This is a genomic window from Geodermatophilus sp. SYSU D00867, assembly GCF_054050315.1.
Genome location: NZ_JBJGZC010000002.1, coordinates 169655 through 184569, shown reverse-complemented (window position 1 = coordinate 184569; position 14915 = coordinate 169655). Strand labels below are relative to the sequence as shown.

Sequence of the window (14915 nt, the reverse complement as noted above, 5' to 3'; positions counted from 1 at the left end):
CCAGGAGACGGCCGCGGACACCGCTGACGCAGGACTCCCGCGCGGGGACGGACGGCGACCGCCACACCGGGTCGCGCACCGGCCCTCCTCCGGCACCCCCGGCGGGTCGACACTGGCGGAGCCGTCCACGGGGGACCCGTCCTCGGGAGGGAGAGCACCGTGTCCGAGCACCCCAACCTCGTCCGCAGCCGCGAGGGCTACGAGGCGTTCGCCAAGGGCGACCTGGCCTTCCTGACCGAGCAGTGGCGCGAGGACGTCCGCTGGCACGAGCAGGGCACCACCGAGCTGGCCGGCGACTACGAGGGACCGCAGGCCGTCTTCGGCATGTTCGCCCGGATCATGGAGCTGACCGAGAACAGCTTCCGCGCCGAGCCGCTGCAGATGTGCGCCGACGACGAGTACGGCATCGCCCTGGTCCGGTTCACCGCCCGGCGCGGGACCGCGCACCTGGACACGCTGACCGCCCAGGTGGCCCGCTTCGACGGGGACGGGAAGCTGGCCGAGTTCTGGAACTGCCCCACCGAGCCGGCCGTCCTCGACGCCTTCCTCGGCGAGCAGCGGGCATGACGGATCCGGAGCACCCCAACGTCGTCCGGATCCACGAGGCGTACGCGGCCTTCGGCAAGGGTGACCTCGACCGCCTCCGTGAGCTGTTCGCCGAGGACGTCCGCTGGCACGAGCCCGGGCAGAACCAGCTCAGCGGCGAGTTCACCGGCGCCGACGAGGTCTTCGGGATGTTCGGGCGCCTCGCGGCGATCACCGAGGGGACCTTCCGGGTGGAGGTGCGGGCCGCCTTCGCCGACGACACCGACGGCGTCGGCGTCCTGCGGCTCACGGCCTCCCGCGGTGACCGGGCCCTCGACGTCCTCACGGCCCACGTCTTCCGCTTCGAGGACGGGCGGATCGCCGAGTTCTGGGAGGCGAACACCGACCAGGCCGCGATGGACGCGTTCTACAGCTGAGCCCGCCGACGACGAGGAGGCGACCGTGGCCGGCTCCCCGCACCCCCACGCCACCGTGCTGCTGGAGGCCTACGAGGCCTTCGGCAAGGGCGACCTCGACCGCCTGCCGGAGCTCTGGACCGACGACGTCCGGTGGCACGAGCCCGGAGCGCACCCGCTCGCCGGCGACTACACCGGTCCGCAGGAGGTCGTCGGCCTCTTCGGTCTGGCGTTCGAGGTCACCGAGGGCAGCCTGCGGGTCGAGGTGAGATCCGCCTTCGCCGACGACACCGACGGCGTGGCGGTCGTCCGCATGACCGCCACCCGCGGCGACCGGCACCTCGACGTCCTCGCCGCCCAGGTGCACCGCTTCGAGGACGGGCGGATCGCCGAGGTCTGGGACGCGCACACCGACCAGGCGGCGGTGGACGCGTTCTTCAGCTGACCCCGCCCGCGGGGAGCACCGGCCCCTCGTCCTTGAGCGCGACGCCGGAGGCGCCCAGCTCACGGGCGGCCGACAGCAGGGCGGCCACGGTGTCGGCGGCCTGCGCGTAGGACAGCCCGTGCGGCGGGCGGACGTTGGAGACGCAGTTGCGCTCGGAGTCCACCCGCCCCGGCCGCGGGTCCCAGGTGAGGTAGACGCCGAGGGAGTCCGCCGACGACAGTCCCGGCCGCTCGCCGATGAGCACCACGACCGCGCGCACGCCGAGGGCCTCCCCCACCGCGTCGCCCAGCGCCACCCGCGCCTGCGTGGCGACCACCGGCGGCGCGACCGACCAGCCGGGCAGCCGCTCGAGCAGCGCGGCGGCCAGCGCCGGCCCGTGCGCCTGCACCGCCCGCGGGGACAGCCCGTCGGCCAGCACGACCGCGAGGTCGGCGCCGGTCCGCGGCAGCGCCGTCCCCTCCGCGAGCTGCCGGCCGAGGTCGGGGCGCTGCAGGTAGGTGGCGCGGTCGGGCGCGGCCGAGGCGACGGTCAGGACCTCCCCGCCGAGCGCCGCGCGGACCGCGTCGACGTCGAGCGGCGAGTGGACGGCGTCCCGGGCGGCGGCGTGCGCGGCGCGGAACTCCAGCTCGCGGTGCGTGGGCAGCGCGTCCCCGGCCCGCCCGAGCGCCACCCGCGCCCGGGTCGCCGCCCGCAGCACCGCCCACGGGTCATCACCGTCCACGCGCGGGAGGCGGTCGCCGGTCACGAGGACGCCGCCGCGAGGAGGGCCCGCGCCGCCGGGGCGTCGGGGGCGAGCTCGCGCACCCGGCCGGCGTCGTCGAGCAGGTCCATCCGGGCCAGCCACGCCTCGAACTCCGGGGCCGGGCGCAGGCCGAGCACCTGCCGGGTGGTGAGGACGTCGGAGAACGACAGCGACTGGTAGTGCAGCATCACGTCGTCCGAGCCCGGGACGGCGATGACGAACGAGCAGCCGGCCGCGCCGAGCAGCAGCACGAGGGAGTCGGTGTCGTCGCCGTCGACCTCGGCGTGGTTCGTGTAGCAGACGTCGACGCCCATCGGCAGGCCGAGCAGCTTGCCGCAGAAGTGGTCCTCCAACCCGGCGCGCAGCACCTGCTTGCCGTCGTAGAGGTACTCCGGGCCGATGAACCCGACGACGGTGTTCACCAGCAGCGGGCGGAAGTGCCGGGCGACGCCGTACGCGCGGGCCTCGAGCGTCTGCTGGTCCACCGGCCGCCCGCCGACGCCGAGGTGCGCGCCGGCCGACAGCGCCGACCCCTGCCCCGTCTCGAAGTAGGTCACGTTCTCCCCGACGGTGCCGCGGCCCAGCGCGAGCGCCCCCGCGCGGGCCTCGGCGAGCAGGTCGAGGGTGACGCCGAAGCCGCGGTTGGCCTCCTGGGTGCCGGCGACCGACTGGAACACCAGGTCCACCGGCGCGCCCTGCTCCAGCGCCCGCAGCGTCGTCGTCACGTGGGCGAGCACGCACGACTGCGTCGGGATGCCGTAGCGGCCGATCACCGCGTCGACCAGCTCCAGCAGCGCCACCGTGCGGGCCGGGGAGTCGGTGGCCGGGTTGATGCCGATGACCGCGTCGCCGGAGCCGTGCAGGAGCCCGTCGACGATCGAGGCGGTGACGCCGACCGGGTCGTCGGTGGGGTGGTTGGGCTGCAACCGGGAGGCGAGCGTGCCGGGCAGCCCGACGGTGCTGCGCAGCCCGGTCACCACCCGCGTCCGCCGGCCGACGGCGACCAGGTCGGCGTTGCGCATGAGCTTCGACGTCGCCGCCACCATCTCCGGGGTGAGGCCCGGCGCGAGCGCGTTGATCGACGCCTCGTCGCCGGCCGCCGCCCAGGCCAGCAGGCGGTCGCGGAACTCGCCCACCGTCAGCGAGGCGACCGGCGCGAACGCCGCGGCGTCGTGGGTGTCGAGCACCAGCCGGGTGACGTCGTCCTCGTCGTAGCCGACCACCTGCTCGTCGAGGAAGGTGGCCAGCGGCAGGTCGGCGAGCACGGTCTGGGCGGCCACCCGCTCGGCGGCCGACCCGGCCGCGCACCCGGCGAGCACGTCCCCGGAGCGCAGCGGGGTGGCCTTCGCCAGCAGCTCGACGACGGTGGGGAACTCGTAGGTGGAGCCGCCGAGGGTCGTGCGGCGGACGGTCACGGCGGCTCCCCGGGTCGGCGGCCCGGTCAGCGTGGCCCGGCGCCGCCCGGCGGGTCAACGGGGTCGGACGGAACCGGACGCGCCGCTCACGGGATGCCGCGCCAGCGCCCCTTCTCGGCGTTGCCGGCCGGCCGGGACTCGAAGACGTTGCCCTCCGTCGGCTCCGTCCGGTGGTCGTCGGCGAGGGCGAACACGCGCAGCAGCGGGCCGACGAGGGCGTCGTAGACCGCCGGGAACAGCCGGAAGCCGAGGATGACGGCGGGGTTGGCGAAGCCGGACTGGATCAGCCGGCGCGGCCGGTCCAGCCGGGCGACGACCGAGCGGGCGACCCGCTCCGGCGAGTAGACCGGGATCGGCGGGCGGCCCTTGAGGCCGATGTAGCTGCCGGCCTGCGAGTAGATCGGGGTGTTCACCCCGCCCGGCGCCACCGCCGACACGTGGATGCCCGCGACGTCGCGCGTCTCCTGCTGCAGGACGCGGATCAGCCCCAGCTGGCCCCACTTGGCGGTGATGTAGCTGCCCATGAGCGGCGTGGTCACCGAGGCGAGCAGCGAGCTCACCACCACCAGGTGCCCGGCGCCCTGGCGGCGGAACTGCGGGAGGACGACGCGGGCCAGGTTGGCCGTGCCGTGCAGGGCGGTGTCGACCACCCGCTCGTACACCGCCTTCGGCACGTCCTCGATCCGCCCGTAGGCGACCACCTGCGCGGCGTGGACGACGACGTCGAGGCGGCCGGAGCGGACCACGGTGCCCTCGACGACGTCGCGCAGCGCGTCCTCGTCGAGCACGTCGGCCGGGCAGACGACGACGTCGGCCGCGCCCTCCGCTCGGACCTCGGCCGCGGTCTCCTCCAGCGCCTCGCGGCCGCGCGCCAGCAGGACCAGCGACGCGCCCCGCCGGGCGAACAGGCGGGCGGTGGCGCGGCCGATGCCGCTCGAGGCACCGGTGATGAGCACGGTCTGGGGCATGCGGGGACGACTCCTCGGCTCGGCGGTCCTCCCCCGCTACCCCGGTCGGTTGCCCGCCATGCGATCGAGCACGCCGAGCAGCCAGCCCGGCCCGCGGACGTCGGTGCCCGCCGGCAGCCGGGCGCGCAGGCCGCGGTCGGCGGTCACCGCGAGCACCGTCCGGCCGGTGCCGGCCAGCGCGGCGGCCTCCGCGGCCAGGGCGTCGTCCCCGCTGCCGGCCGCGCGCACCAGGCGGACGCCGTCGGGGGCCGGGACCTCCCGCGCGGCGCCCTCGACGACGACCACCACCTCGTCGACGTCCACCTCGCCGTCGTCCACCCCGCCGACGTCCACCCCGCCGACGTCCACCCCGCCGTCGTCCACCCCGCCGTCGTCCACCCCGCCGTCCGGGAGCGCCGCCTCGGCCAGCCGCCGCAGCAGCCGGGTGGTCGCGCCGGCGCGGTTGCGCCACCAGCCGTCGGGGCGGGCGCCGACGACGTTGGCGGCGTCGACGAGCAGGACGGCCACGTGTCCTCCCTGCGGGTGACCTCGTTCGCGCAGGTCCGGAGGCGGGTACCGGCGCGCCAGTTCCCCCAGACGAGGAGGTCCGATGGCGAGCACCGACCGTACCCACCACGACCACGACGCGACGGCGACCACCGAGGGCGCGCACGCCACCCGCGGCGCCGCCCGCGACGCGATCGACGCGCAGCGGGACCGCTTCGGCGGGATCAAGTGGGGCGCGGCCTTCTTCGGCTGGCTCTCGGCGAACGGGCTGGCGGTCGTCCTCGTCGCGCTGCTGGCCGCCGCCGGTGTGGGGCTCAGCCTCGCCGAGGTCGACGGCGTCGAGGACGTCCCGGCCGACCCGACCACCGCCCTCGGCGTCGCCGGCGGGATCGCGCTGCTGGTCGTCCTATTCCTGGCCTACCTCGCCGGTGGGTACGTGGCCGGGCGGATGGCCCGCTTCGACGGCGCCCGGCAGGGGCTGGCGGTGTGGCTGATCGGGCTGCTCGCCGTCCTGCTGCTGGCCGCGGCCGGGACGGTGCTGGGGGCGCAGTACAACGTGCTCGAGCAGCTGAACCTGCCGCGCATCCCGATCGACGAGGGCACCGCGACCACCGCCGGGATCGTCACGCTGGCGGCGGTCCTGGTCGTCACGCTGGCCGGCGCCCTGCTCGGCGGCAAGCTCGGCACCCGCTACCACCGCAGGGTCGACCGCGCCGGCTTCGGTGTCTGACCGACCGCGGGGCCCCCGTCGACGACCGGGGCCCCGCGGTCGTACCCCGGCCATACGCTGCGCCGCATGTGCCGCAACATCCGCCCCCTGTCGAACTTCGAGCCGCCGGCCACCGAGGACGAGGTCCGGGCCGCGGCGCTGCAGTACGTCCGCAAGATCAGCGGGTCCACGCACCCGTCCCGGGCCAACGCGGAGGCCTTCGAGCGCGCCGTCGAGGAGGTGGCCGCCGCGTCCGCCCGGCTGCTGGAGTCCCTGGTGACGACGGCCCCGCCGAAGGACCGCGAGGTCGAGGCGGCCAGGGCGCGCGCCCGCGCCGCCGTCCGCTACGGGACCTGAGACGCCAGCGGGTCGTGCACGACCCACTTGCTCCCCCGGGCATGGCCTCCGGCGGAGCGGGTAGGGGGCGGTCTCCCGACCCCTTCCCCTCCAGGAGAGTCCCGATGGCCCGCAACACCCTGTCCCGCGCCCTGCACGACCTCGGTCTGTCCGCCTGGTTCGGCGGCACGCTGGCCAACGCCGTGGCCCTCAACGCCGCCGCAGCGGACGCCGGCGGGGACGCCGGCCGGGTCGCCAACACCGGCTGGAACCGGTGGACGCCGGTGAACGCGCTGGCCATCGGCGCGCACCTGGTCGGCAGCGTCGGCCAGCTCATCGGCAACCGCGGCCGGGTGGCCCAGCAGGAGGGCGTGGCCGGCATGTCCGCCGTCAAGACCCTGCTCACCGCCGCCGCGCTGGGCGTCACCGCCTACAGCCGCTCGCTGGGCCAGATCGTCAACAGCCAGGACAACCCGTCGGCGAAGTCCGGCACCAAGCCCACCAAGCGCACCAAGGCCGAGATCGCCCACGCGCAGCAGCAGCTGGACTCGCTGCAGTGGGTCATCCCGGCGCTGACCGGCGCGCTCGTCGCCGTCAGCTCCTACGCGGGTGAGCAGCAGCGGCCCGGCGAGGTCGCGAAGGGCGTCGCCCGCCGCTGACCGCGGCACCGCCCCGCCCGCACCGACCCGGAAGGGGACCCGTGTCCCGGACCGATGCCCGCACGACCACGTTCTCCGGCAACACCGTGGCGGGTCCGGGCCCGGGTGGCCGCGGCGCCACCGTCTGCGCGCACTGCAGTGACGGCCTCGGCCGGCCGCGGCCGGTGCCGCCGGGCTCGTGGCGCGACCGCGTCCGGCAGGACCCGCCGCTGCACCTGGCGTACCGGATCGCGGTGTTCGTGGCCGGGCTGCTGTTCGTTCTGCTCGGCGTCGCGCTCACCGTGCTGCCCGGGCCGCTCACGATCCCGCCGGTCCTGGCCGGGCTGTGGGTGTGGTCGACGGAGTTCGACTGGGCGCGGCGCTTCTTCGCCGCGTTCCGCCGCAAGGCGGTCGCGGCGTGGCAGCACGCGAGGCAGCACCCGGCCGGCTCGGCGGCGGCGACCGTCGGCGGGCTCGCGGCGGCGGCGCTGGCGTTCTGGGCGGTCGGGCACTTCTCCCTGATCGACCGGGCCACCACCGCGCTCGGCCTCGGCTGACCGCACGTCCCCGGCCGCCGTCCGCACCCGCGGACGGCGGCCGGCGCGTGTCCGGGCCCGCTCCGCGGGCACACCGGAGACCGTGGCCGGACCGCACGCCCTGCCCCGCCGGCTGCCCCGGCTGGTCCGGCGCGGGCGCACCCCCGGGCTGCGCACCGGGAAGACCGTGCTCGCCGCGGTGCTGGCGTTCCAGGTTGCGACCTGGCTGGACACCAGCAGCTCGCCGGTCCTCGCGCCGCTGACCGCGCTGCTGGTCGTGCAGCTGACGATGTACGAGACGGTGGCGACCGGCTGGGAGCGGATCGCCAGCGTCACCGCCGGCGTCCTGATCGCGGCGCTGTTCGCCTCCGTCGTCGGCCTGTCCTGGTGGAGCCTCGGGCTCGTCGTCGGGCTGTCGCTCGTCGTCGGCCGGCTGCTGCGGCTGGGACCGCACCTGGCCGAGGTGCCCATCAGCGCGATGCTCGTGCTGGCCGTCGGCGGGGCGGAGAGTGCGGCGCTGGCCCGCGTCACCGAGACGCTGGTCGGCGCGGCGGTCGGGGTGCTGGTCAACCTGGTGGTCGCGCCGCCGCTCTACGTCCAGCCGGCCGGCGAGGCGATCGCGGAGCTCGCCGAGCGCATGGCCGGGCTCTGCGAGGACCTCGCCGCGGCGCTGCGCGGCCCGTGGTCGCGCCGCCTCACCGACGAGCTGCTGGCCCGTGCCCGTGCGGTGAGCACGGAGGTGGCCCGCGCCGACCGCCGGCTCGCCCGCACCGAGGAGAGCGCCCGCCTCAACCCGCGCGGGCGGGCGGCGCGGGAGGCCCAGCCGCGGCTGCGGAACACGCTGACCGCCCTCGAGCGGGTGCACGTCACCCTGCGCAACATCGCCCGCGTGCTGCTGGACCGCACCTACTTCCTGCCCGAGGACGACGCCGACCGGGCGTGGTCGCGGCCGGCGCGGGAGGCGCTGGCCGACCTGCTGGTCGCCGTCGCGGCCACCCTCCGCGACGCCGCGGCCGTGGCGGCCGGCACCGGGCCGGCCGCCGGCATCGACCCCGCCTGCCTGGAGACGCTGCTCGCGCTGCGCGGGCGGCTGGCCGAGGCGCTGCTCGTCGACCCCCGGGCCGATCCCGCCGCCTGGTCCCAGCACGGCGCCCTGCTCGACGCCCTGGACCTGCTGCGCGTGGAGCTGGGCACCGCGCTGCAGCCGCCTGCGGCGTCGTGGGCGCCGCCCCCGCTGGCCGCGGCGCAGCGGCGCGCGGTCCGCCGGGCGATGACCTGGCGCCGGCGCCGCTGACCTCAGGGAGCGGTGAGCACCACGGGGCCGTCGTCGGTGACCGCGACGGTGTGCTCGACGTGTGCCGCGCGCCGGCCGTCGGCGGTGACCACCGCCCAGCCGTCCTTCTTGTGCCTGTACCGGTCGCCGCCGGCCAGGAGCATCGGCTCGATGGCCAGGGTGCTGCCGGCGTGCAGGCGCACCCGGTCCAGGCCGGCCGACGGCCGGTTGGGCACGAACGGCGGCTCGTGCATCGAGCGGCCGATGCCGTGCCCACCGTGGTCGGGCAGGTGCGCGTAGCCGTACCGCCGGGCGACGTCGTCGACGGCGCGGGCGACGTCCTGCAGCGTCGCGCCGGGCACCGCGGCGGCGATGCCGGCGGCGAGCGCCTCCTCGGTCGCGGTGACCAGCCGCGCGTCGTCGTCGGAGGCCTGCTCCCCCACCAGCAGCGAGATCGCGGCGTCGCCGTTCCAGCCGTCGACGACGGTGCCGCAGTCGACGCTGAGCAGGTCGCCGTCCTTCAGCCGCTGGCCGCTGGGGCGGCCGTGCACGACGACCTCGTTGGGCGACAGGCACAGCACGCCGTTGTAGGCCGTCGGCGCCCACGCCGGCTTGTAGCCGAGGAACGACGACGTCGCGCCCGCCTCGTACATCGTGGTCTTGGCGAGGTCGTCGAGCTCGCGCAGCCGCACGCCGGGGACCGCCGCCGCCCGCACCGCGGCCAGCGTCCGCGCCACCACGCGCCCGGCCTCGCGCATGGTGTCGAGCTCGTCGGCGGTCCGCGGGGGCAGCACGGTCAGGTCCACGCCCCCGACGGTACGAGACGCCCGGCGCACGGCTGGCCGCGCCGCCCGGCCGGTGCCACGGTGACCGCCATGGACTTCCGCAGGGTCAGGCCCGGGCAGTGGCACAGAGCCGCCCGCATCGAGATCACCGAGCCCGGCGGGCTCCCGACGGCGCGCGAGGTGCACGAGCGCTGCCACGTCCTGTTCACCGAGGGCTGGTGCTGGGTGGAGACCTCCGACGGCAGCATCGACGTCTACCCCGCCTACCGGGTGCGCGCCGCGCACGACCTGCGCGAGGCCGACCAGGCCGGCGAGGTCCCCGGGACGGCGCCCAGCCCGCTGCTCTAGCCGGCGTCCGTCCCCCGCCGGACGTCGCCGGGGTCGGGCGTGCGGAAGACCGTGTCCTGGCCCTCGGCGCCCGGGGGCGACCCGCCGCCCTCCTCGGGACGGTCGGGCTCCTCGCCGCCCACGCCGAACCCCTCGGCGGGCGGCGGTGCGCCGGCGCCCGGGTCGGCGGCGGCGACCTCGTCGTCCGGGCGGTACCGGTTCGGCGTCATCGGCTCCCACATCGACATGGCCCTCCCCTACCCCGCGCGGGCTCCTCCGGTCGACGCCCGGGTGACCAGCGGGTGACCAGCAGGTGATCACCGGGCGTACGGCGGGTACACGGCCCTCCGAACGGCCGGGATCACGGGGATCCGCGGGGCGGCCGGTCACGGAGGGAGCGCGCGACGATGGCGACGACGGGCTCTGGTCAGCGGGCACGACGGGACGCCCGGCCGGTCCCCGCCCAGCACGGGATGGACGGCGCGGACGACGGGCGGCGGGAGAGCCGCGCCGAGCGGATCGACCGCGAGCTGATGGAGCTGCTCAACGAGCTGCGCGTGGCGCTGCCCGGGGTCCAGTTCCTCTTCGCCTTCCTGCTCATCGTGCCGTTCCAGCAGGCGACGTCCCGCGCGACCGACTTCCAGCGCGACGTCTACTTCGTGACCCTGGTCGCCGCCGTGGCGGCCACCGCGCTCCTCATCGCCCCCGCCGCGCAGCACCGCGCGCTGTTCCGCCAGCACGACAAGGAGGACCTGCTGCGGCGCAGCAACCGCAACGCCTTCCTCGGCCTGTGCGTGCTCGCCGTCGCGATCGTCTCGGCGGTGGTGCTGGTGGTCGACTTCCTCTTCGCCCTCCCGCAGGCGCTGGTCACCGGCGGCGTCGTGGCGCTGCTGCTGGGCTGGCTGTGGATCGGCAGCCCGGTCGTGCAGCGCGCCCGCGGCGGCACCGGCCGCCACTGACACCGGGGCACGTGTCCGCCCCAGCCGACCGTCGGACCCGGATGGCCCACTCCCCGGCCCCGAGCGGGCCACCGGGGTTCACCCCTCCGACGGGGTGGGCCGGCCGAGGGCGGCGCAGACGGCGTCGGCGACGGTGTCCGGGTCCTCGTGCTCCCAGAACCGCAGCACCCGCCAGCCGAGCCCGGTGAGGACGGCGTCGGCGCGACGGTCGCGCGCGACGTTGCCAGCGAGCTTCGCCGCCCACCAGTCGCGGTTGGCCCTCGGCAGGTGCCCGCACTCCGGGCACCCGTGCCAGAAGCACCCGGTAAGGACCCCGTCCCCCTCACCCCTCGCAGGCTCGGGGCGAGCCTCTGGACGGGGCCGGGGCCGGACGTCGACGCGGTAGCGGACGCCGCGGGCGTGCAGCCGCCGCCGCACCGCCAGCTCGGGAGCGGTGTCGCGCCGGCCCTGCCGCCGGAAGCGGGCTGCCACCGCCTCGGACGACGGCGCGGGCGCGGGCCCGGGACCGGGCGTCGGGTCGGAGCCAGCCGGGGACACCCCCGCATCCTGCTCCGCGGCACCGACGGTCCGGCGGTGCCGCTCCCCTAGGCTGGTGTCCCGTGCAGACGGCGGTGACGACGGGTGCCCCGCCGCGACCGGCCGGCGGCCCCCTCCGCTGGTCCCCCGTCGAGCTGCTCCCACCGGCGGTCCTCGCTCTGCTGTGCGCCGTGCTGCTGGCCCCCGGGCACGGGCTCTGGTTCGACGAGGCGTTCACCGCCCAGGTCGCCCGCCGCCCGCTGGCCGACATCCTGCGCGCGATCGTCACCGGCGAGGGCGTGACCAGCTACCTCGCCGACGTCCCGCCCTCCTACAACGCGCCCTACTACCTCGTCGTGCACGCCTGGGTGTCGCTGCCCGGGGCGGGCGGCGACACGTCGCTGCGGGTGCTCTCCGTGCTGGCCACCGCCGGCGGGCTGGCGCTGGTGACCCGGGCGGTCACCCGGCTGGCCGGCCGGGCGGCCGGCGTGCTGGCCGGCCTGGTGCCCGCCACCGCGCCGCTGCTGCTCGAGCAGGCCGTGGAGGCGCGCAGCTACGGGCTGGCCGTCCTCGCCACCGGCGGGGCGCTGCTGGGCCTGACCCGCTGGCTGCAGACCGGGCGCGGGCTGCTGCTGGTCGGCCTCGCCGGCGCCGGCATGGGCCTCGCGCACTGGTACGCGGTCACGGTGCTGGCGGCGTTCGTCGTCGCGGCGCTGCTGCTCCGCGGGCGGGCGGCCGTCCGGGTCGCCGTCGTCGGGACCCTCGCCGCCCTGCCGGTCGCCGGCCTGGTCGGCGTCAACCTGCTCAACGGCACCGGCGCGCGCAACGCCGAGCACCTGCGCGACACCGGCGGCACCCTGGCGGACCTGGCCGTCGAGGCGTGGGCCGGCGGGCGCACGCCGCTTCTCTACCTCACCGTCGGGCTGGCCGTGGTCGGCGCGCTGCGCGGCGCGGGGCTGCGGGTGGTCGGCGTCTGCTGGGTGCTGGTGCCGCTGCTGCTCCTGCTGGCCGCCGAGACGGTCCGGCCGGTCTACCTGCCCCGCTACCTGCTGGCCGGGCTGGTCGGGCTCGGCGTGCTCGCCGCCGCCGGGGTCACCGCCCTCCCCCGGGGCGCGCGGACGCCGGTGGCCGCGGTCCTGGTCGGCCTGTCGCTGGTGGCGAGCACGCCGCTCGCCACGCGGGAGCCGCGGGAGCGGTCGGACGACGTCGTCGCGTTCCTGCTGCGCGAGCAGCGGGCCGGTGAGCCGGTGGTGGCCGCCGACCAGCGCGCGGCGCTCGGGCTCGACCACTTCGTGCGCACGACGGGCCCGCGGCTGCGCCCCGACGTCGTCCTGCCGCCCGACGACGCCCCCGCCGGCGCCGACCGCGTATGGCTGGTCCGGCGGCTGATCGACGGCGAACCGGTGCCCACCGACGACGACGCGGTCCTCAGCGACGCCGGGCTGTCGCTGACCCGGACCGAGGACTTCCCGGCGGCGAAGACCGACCTCGTCGTCCAGCTCTGGGAGCGCTGACCCCGCGCGAGGCGGCCCAGGCCAGCGACCGCAGCGACTGCCGCAGCCGCGCGCGTGCGGTCCACGCCGAGGTCCCCACCGGCCGACGGTCCCGGGCGACCGGCACGCTGGTCAGCGGGGCGCCGGCCAGGCCGGCGGCGAGCACGACGCTGGGCGCGTCCCCGGCCGGCACGGTCGCGACGACGGCGCCGCGCACCGCCGGTCCGAGCGCGAGGAACGCGCCGGCGTCGGGCGGCAGGCCGGTGAGCCGGGCGGCGACCCGCCGGTGCAGCTCGCCGGTCACCCGGCGCACCGGGGACTCGTACCGCCCGCGGCGGCCGGCGAACACCGCGCCGACGTCACCCCGGGCCAGCCGGTCGAGCAGGACCGGCACCGCCTCCGGCGGGTCCTGCAGGTCGGCGTCGAGGCACACCCACACGTCGGCCTCCTCGTCGGCCAGCCCCGCGGCCAGCGCCCGGTGCTGGCCGACGTTGACCTCGAGCGCGGTGACCGCCACCCGCGGGTCGGCCGCCAGCTCGCGCGCGACCGCCAGACTGCCGTCGGGCGAGGCGTCGACCACCAGGCGCAGCCGCCAGTCCCGCCCGGCCAGCGCCGCGGCCAGCCGCTCCGCCAGCGGCCGCAGCGTCGCCTCGTTGCCGTACACCGGGACGACGACGGCGACGCGGGGACCGCTCACGGCGCCGCCCACGTGCGCGCCAGCCCGTCGGCGAGGTCGACCGTCGCGGTCCAGCCGAGGAGCGTGCGGGCGGCGCGCGGGTCGCACACCCAGTCGGCGGCGTCCCAGTGCCGGCCGGGGTGGGCGCCCGGGGCGGTGGCGATCTGCCGGCCGGTGACCCGCTCGGCGGTCGCGACCAGCTCCGCGACGTCGGTCTGCACGCCGGTGCCGACGTTGACCACGGTGCCCGGAGGGAGGTCGTCGGCCAGCGCGGCCCGCAGGCAGGCGTCGACGACGTCGCCCACCCACACCCAGTCGCGGCGGCTGACCCCGGCCGGCAGCGGCACGGTCGCGCCGGTGCGCGCGGCGGCGAGCACCACCGGCACCAGCCGGGTCGGGTGGTCGCCGGGCCCGTAGACCTGGAAGGCGCGCAGCACCGCCGCCCGCACGCCGCGCTCGGCGGCGGCCGCCTGCAGCAGCAGCGACCCGGCCGCCTTGGTGGCGCCGAAGAAGCCGCGCGGCCGCAGCGGGGCGTCCTCGGCCAGCGGCACCGGTGCGGCCGCGTACTCGGTCGACGAGCCGAGCCGCACGACGGCGCGGCAGTGGTCGGGCAGGGCGTCGACCAGCCACGGGCTCGTGTTCACCGCGACCGTGGCGGCGCGCTCGGCCGGGGTCGCCTTCGCCCGCCCGGCGGCCAGGGAGAAGACGACGTCGGGGGCGGCGGCACGGACCGCGGCAGCGGCGGCGGCGGGGTCGCCGAGGTCGACGTGGGCGCGGGTCAGCCCGGTGACGTCCCAGCCGTCGGCGCGCAGCCGCGCCACCAGGTGCCGGCCGACGAAGCCGCCGGCGCCGGTGACCAGCGCCCGGCCGTTCACGCGGGGACGGGCACGGGCGCGGCGGCAGCCTCCACGGCGGCCACGAAGGCGTTCCGCCGGTCGGCTGCGGTCGGCGCGTCGGCACGGGTGAGGTCGGCCAGGGAGGCGAGCAGGCGCGGCACCTCCACGAACGGGTCGCGCCCGGCCATGTCCGCGGTGAACGAGCGGCGCAGGAAGGTGAAGCCGGTGCCCAGCCGCACGAGTTCGGCGGCCAGCAGGTCCCCGGGGACCGGGAAGCCCCTGCCGGGCAGGGTCAGCCCGCCGACGCCGAAGGGCACCGGGACGGCGGCGCGCACGGCCTCGACGGTGCCGTCGACCAGCGGCCGGAACAGCTCCCGCGACCGCCGGTCGATGCGCAGGTCGTTCAGTCCGACGTAGACCCGCGACAGGGGCCGCCGGGCCAGCTCGGCGACCCGGTCGACGGCGTCCTGCGTCTCGACCAGGATGCCCAGCCCGCAGCGGCCGGCTACCACGTCCAGCGTGCGGTCGACCTCCTCGGGCGTGCGGACCATGGGCAGCAGGACCTCGTCGGCGCCTGCCGCCACCGCGTCGGCCACCTCGCGCGCCGTCCACGGACCCGCGGCGTTGATCCGGCACAGCACCCGCCCGTCGGTCGCCGCGCGCACGCGCTCGAGGTCCGCGAGGGTGTCGGCGTTGATCTGGGTGCCCTCGCCTGCCTGCCGGCGGTGCTTCCCGCGGCGCTCCCAGTCGACGACGAGCCCGGCCGCACCGGCCGCGACGACGTCGCGTCCCCAGGCGGCGTCCACGGTGAAGAGGAACAGGTCCACGCAGTGA

21 protein-coding genes are annotated in these 14915 nt (G+C 77.2%); 11 read left to right on the top strand and 10 right to left on the bottom strand.

Annotated features, from left to right (window positions below):
- Positions 1-159: 159 nt before the first annotated feature.
- From ACI8AK_RS02955 to ACI8AK_RS02945, 3 genes are read left to right on the top strand one after another with little or no spacing between them, the layout of a single operon-like run.
- Positions 160-567, top strand: coding sequence for a nuclear transport factor 2 family protein (locus tag ACI8AK_RS02955; protein WP_387988847.1), 408 nt, complete (start codon positions 160-162; stop codon positions 565-567).
- A complete protein-coding gene (locus ACI8AK_RS02950; RefSeq protein ID WP_387988846.1) occupies positions 564-962 on the top strand; it encodes a nuclear transport factor 2 family protein in 399 nt (132 codons plus the stop codon). Before ACI8AK_RS02955 ends, ACI8AK_RS02950 begins: the two co-directional genes overlap by 4 nt.
- A 25-nt stretch (positions 963-987) precedes the next feature.
- Positions 988-1386 (top strand): nuclear transport factor 2 family protein, encoded by a 399-nt coding sequence (locus ACI8AK_RS02945; RefSeq protein ID WP_387988845.1) that lies wholly within the window; start codon positions 988-990, stop codon positions 1384-1386.
- Here ACI8AK_RS02945 and eutC read toward each other — a convergent pair.
- The 4 genes from eutC to ACI8AK_RS02925 form a co-directional block, all read right to left on the bottom strand.
- On the bottom strand, positions 1379-2107 hold the full coding sequence (eutC, locus tag ACI8AK_RS02940) for an ethanolamine ammonia-lyase subunit EutC (RefSeq protein ID WP_456955072.1): 729 nt from the start codon (positions 2105-2107) through the stop codon (positions 1379-1381). The two genes, ACI8AK_RS02945 and eutC, sit on opposite strands and share 8 nt — an antisense overlap.
- A gap of 20 nt (positions 2108-2127) precedes the next feature.
- Complete coding sequence (locus ACI8AK_RS02935) at positions 2128-3543, bottom strand: ethanolamine ammonia-lyase subunit EutB (protein WP_456955071.1); 1416 nt, start codon at positions 3541-3543, stop codon at positions 2128-2130.
- 86 nt (positions 3544-3629) lie between these two features.
- Positions 3630-4511 carry an SDR family NAD(P)-dependent oxidoreductase gene (locus tag ACI8AK_RS02930; protein ID WP_387988842.1) on the bottom strand — a complete coding sequence of 294 codons (882 nt, stop codon included), beginning with the start codon at positions 4509-4511 and terminating at the stop codon, positions 3630-3632.
- 36 nt (positions 4512-4547) lie between these two features.
- On the bottom strand, positions 4548-5018 hold the full coding sequence (locus tag ACI8AK_RS02925; protein ID WP_456955070.1) for a hypothetical protein: 471 nt from the start codon (positions 5016-5018) through the stop codon (positions 4548-4550).
- Between the two features lie 82 nt (positions 5019-5100).
- Here ACI8AK_RS02925 and ACI8AK_RS02920 point away from each other — a divergent pair, with 82 nt between their 5' ends.
- From ACI8AK_RS02920 to ACI8AK_RS02900, 5 genes are all read left to right on the top strand, one after another.
- The gene (locus ACI8AK_RS02920; RefSeq protein ID WP_456955069.1) at positions 5101-5727 is read left to right on the top strand and encodes a hypothetical protein; all 627 of its coding nucleotides are present in this window, start codon (positions 5101-5103) and stop codon (positions 5725-5727) included.
- Between the two features lie 66 nt (positions 5728-5793).
- Positions 5794-6063 carry a DUF2277 domain-containing protein gene (locus ACI8AK_RS02915; RefSeq protein ID WP_387988839.1) on the top strand — a complete coding sequence of 90 codons (270 nt, stop codon included), beginning with the start codon at positions 5794-5796 and terminating at the stop codon, positions 6061-6063.
- Between the two features lie 104 nt (positions 6064-6167).
- Complete coding sequence (locus tag ACI8AK_RS02910; protein ID WP_387988838.1) at positions 6168-6701, top strand: hypothetical protein; 534 nt, start codon at positions 6168-6170, stop codon at positions 6699-6701.
- 41 nt (positions 6702-6742) lie between these two features.
- Positions 6743-7237 carry a PGPGW domain-containing protein gene (locus tag ACI8AK_RS02905; RefSeq protein WP_456955068.1) on the top strand — a complete coding sequence of 165 codons (495 nt, stop codon included), beginning with the start codon at positions 6743-6745 and terminating at the stop codon, positions 7235-7237.
- 82 nt (positions 7238-7319) lie between these two features.
- Entirely contained in the window at positions 7320-8510 is a 1191-nt protein-coding gene (locus ACI8AK_RS02900; protein ID WP_387988836.1) for an aromatic acid exporter family protein, read from the top strand.
- A gap of 2 nt (positions 8511-8512) precedes the next feature.
- Here the strand turns inward: ACI8AK_RS02900 and map are convergent, their stop codons facing one another.
- Complete coding sequence (gene map / locus ACI8AK_RS02895; protein WP_387988835.1) at positions 8513-9295, bottom strand: type I methionyl aminopeptidase; 783 nt, start codon at positions 9293-9295, stop codon at positions 8513-8515.
- A 69-nt stretch (positions 9296-9364) separates the two neighbouring features.
- On the opposite strand from map, the gene ACI8AK_RS02890 reads away from it, so the two are divergent.
- Complete coding sequence (locus ACI8AK_RS02890; protein ID WP_456955067.1) at positions 9365-9622, top strand: hypothetical protein; 258 nt, start codon at positions 9365-9367, stop codon at positions 9620-9622.
- Here ACI8AK_RS02890 and ACI8AK_RS02885 read toward each other — a convergent pair.
- Positions 9619-9849 carry a hypothetical protein gene (locus tag ACI8AK_RS02885; protein ID WP_387988833.1) on the bottom strand — a complete coding sequence of 77 codons (231 nt, stop codon included), beginning with the start codon at positions 9847-9849 and terminating at the stop codon, positions 9619-9621. The two genes, ACI8AK_RS02890 and ACI8AK_RS02885, sit on opposite strands and share 4 nt — an antisense overlap.
- Before the next feature lie 225 nt (positions 9850-10074).
- Here ACI8AK_RS02885 and ACI8AK_RS02880 point away from each other — a divergent pair, with 225 nt between their 5' ends.
- Entirely contained in the window at positions 10075-10560 is a 486-nt protein-coding gene (locus tag ACI8AK_RS02880) for a DUF6328 family protein (RefSeq protein WP_456901828.1), read from the top strand.
- Between the two features lie 78 nt (positions 10561-10638).
- On the opposite strand, the gene ACI8AK_RS02875 is transcribed toward ACI8AK_RS02880, so the two are convergent.
- Positions 10639-11097 (bottom strand): very short patch repair endonuclease, encoded by a 459-nt coding sequence (locus ACI8AK_RS02875; protein WP_456955066.1) that lies wholly within the window; start codon positions 11095-11097, stop codon positions 10639-10641.
- Positions 11098-11159: 62 nt separating this feature from the next.
- Here ACI8AK_RS02875 and ACI8AK_RS02870 point away from each other — a divergent pair, with 62 nt between their 5' ends.
- Positions 11160-12590: a hypothetical protein gene (locus tag ACI8AK_RS02870; RefSeq protein ID WP_456955065.1), complete on the top strand. Its 1431-nt coding sequence runs from the start codon at positions 11160-11162 to the stop codon at positions 12588-12590.
- Here the strand turns inward: ACI8AK_RS02870 and ACI8AK_RS02865 are convergent.
- Genes ACI8AK_RS02865 through ACI8AK_RS02855 form a run of 3 tightly spaced genes read right to left on the bottom strand, consistent with a single transcriptional unit; the run spans position 12505 to position 14908 of the window.
- Positions 12505-13266, bottom strand: coding sequence for a glycosyltransferase (locus tag ACI8AK_RS02865; RefSeq protein ID WP_456955064.1), 762 nt, complete (start codon positions 13264-13266; stop codon positions 12505-12507). The two genes, ACI8AK_RS02870 and ACI8AK_RS02865, sit on opposite strands and share 86 nt — an antisense overlap.
- A complete protein-coding gene (locus ACI8AK_RS02860) occupies positions 13263-14120 on the bottom strand; it encodes an NAD-dependent epimerase/dehydratase family protein (protein ID WP_456955063.1) in 858 nt (285 codons plus the stop codon). Before ACI8AK_RS02860 ends, ACI8AK_RS02865 begins: the two co-directional genes overlap by 4 nt.
- Positions 14117-14908 (bottom strand): aldolase/citrate lyase family protein, encoded by a 792-nt coding sequence (locus ACI8AK_RS02855; RefSeq protein ID WP_456955062.1) that lies wholly within the window; start codon positions 14906-14908, stop codon positions 14117-14119. Before ACI8AK_RS02855 ends, ACI8AK_RS02860 begins: the two co-directional genes overlap by 4 nt.
- Positions 14909-14915 lie beyond the last annotated feature (7 nt).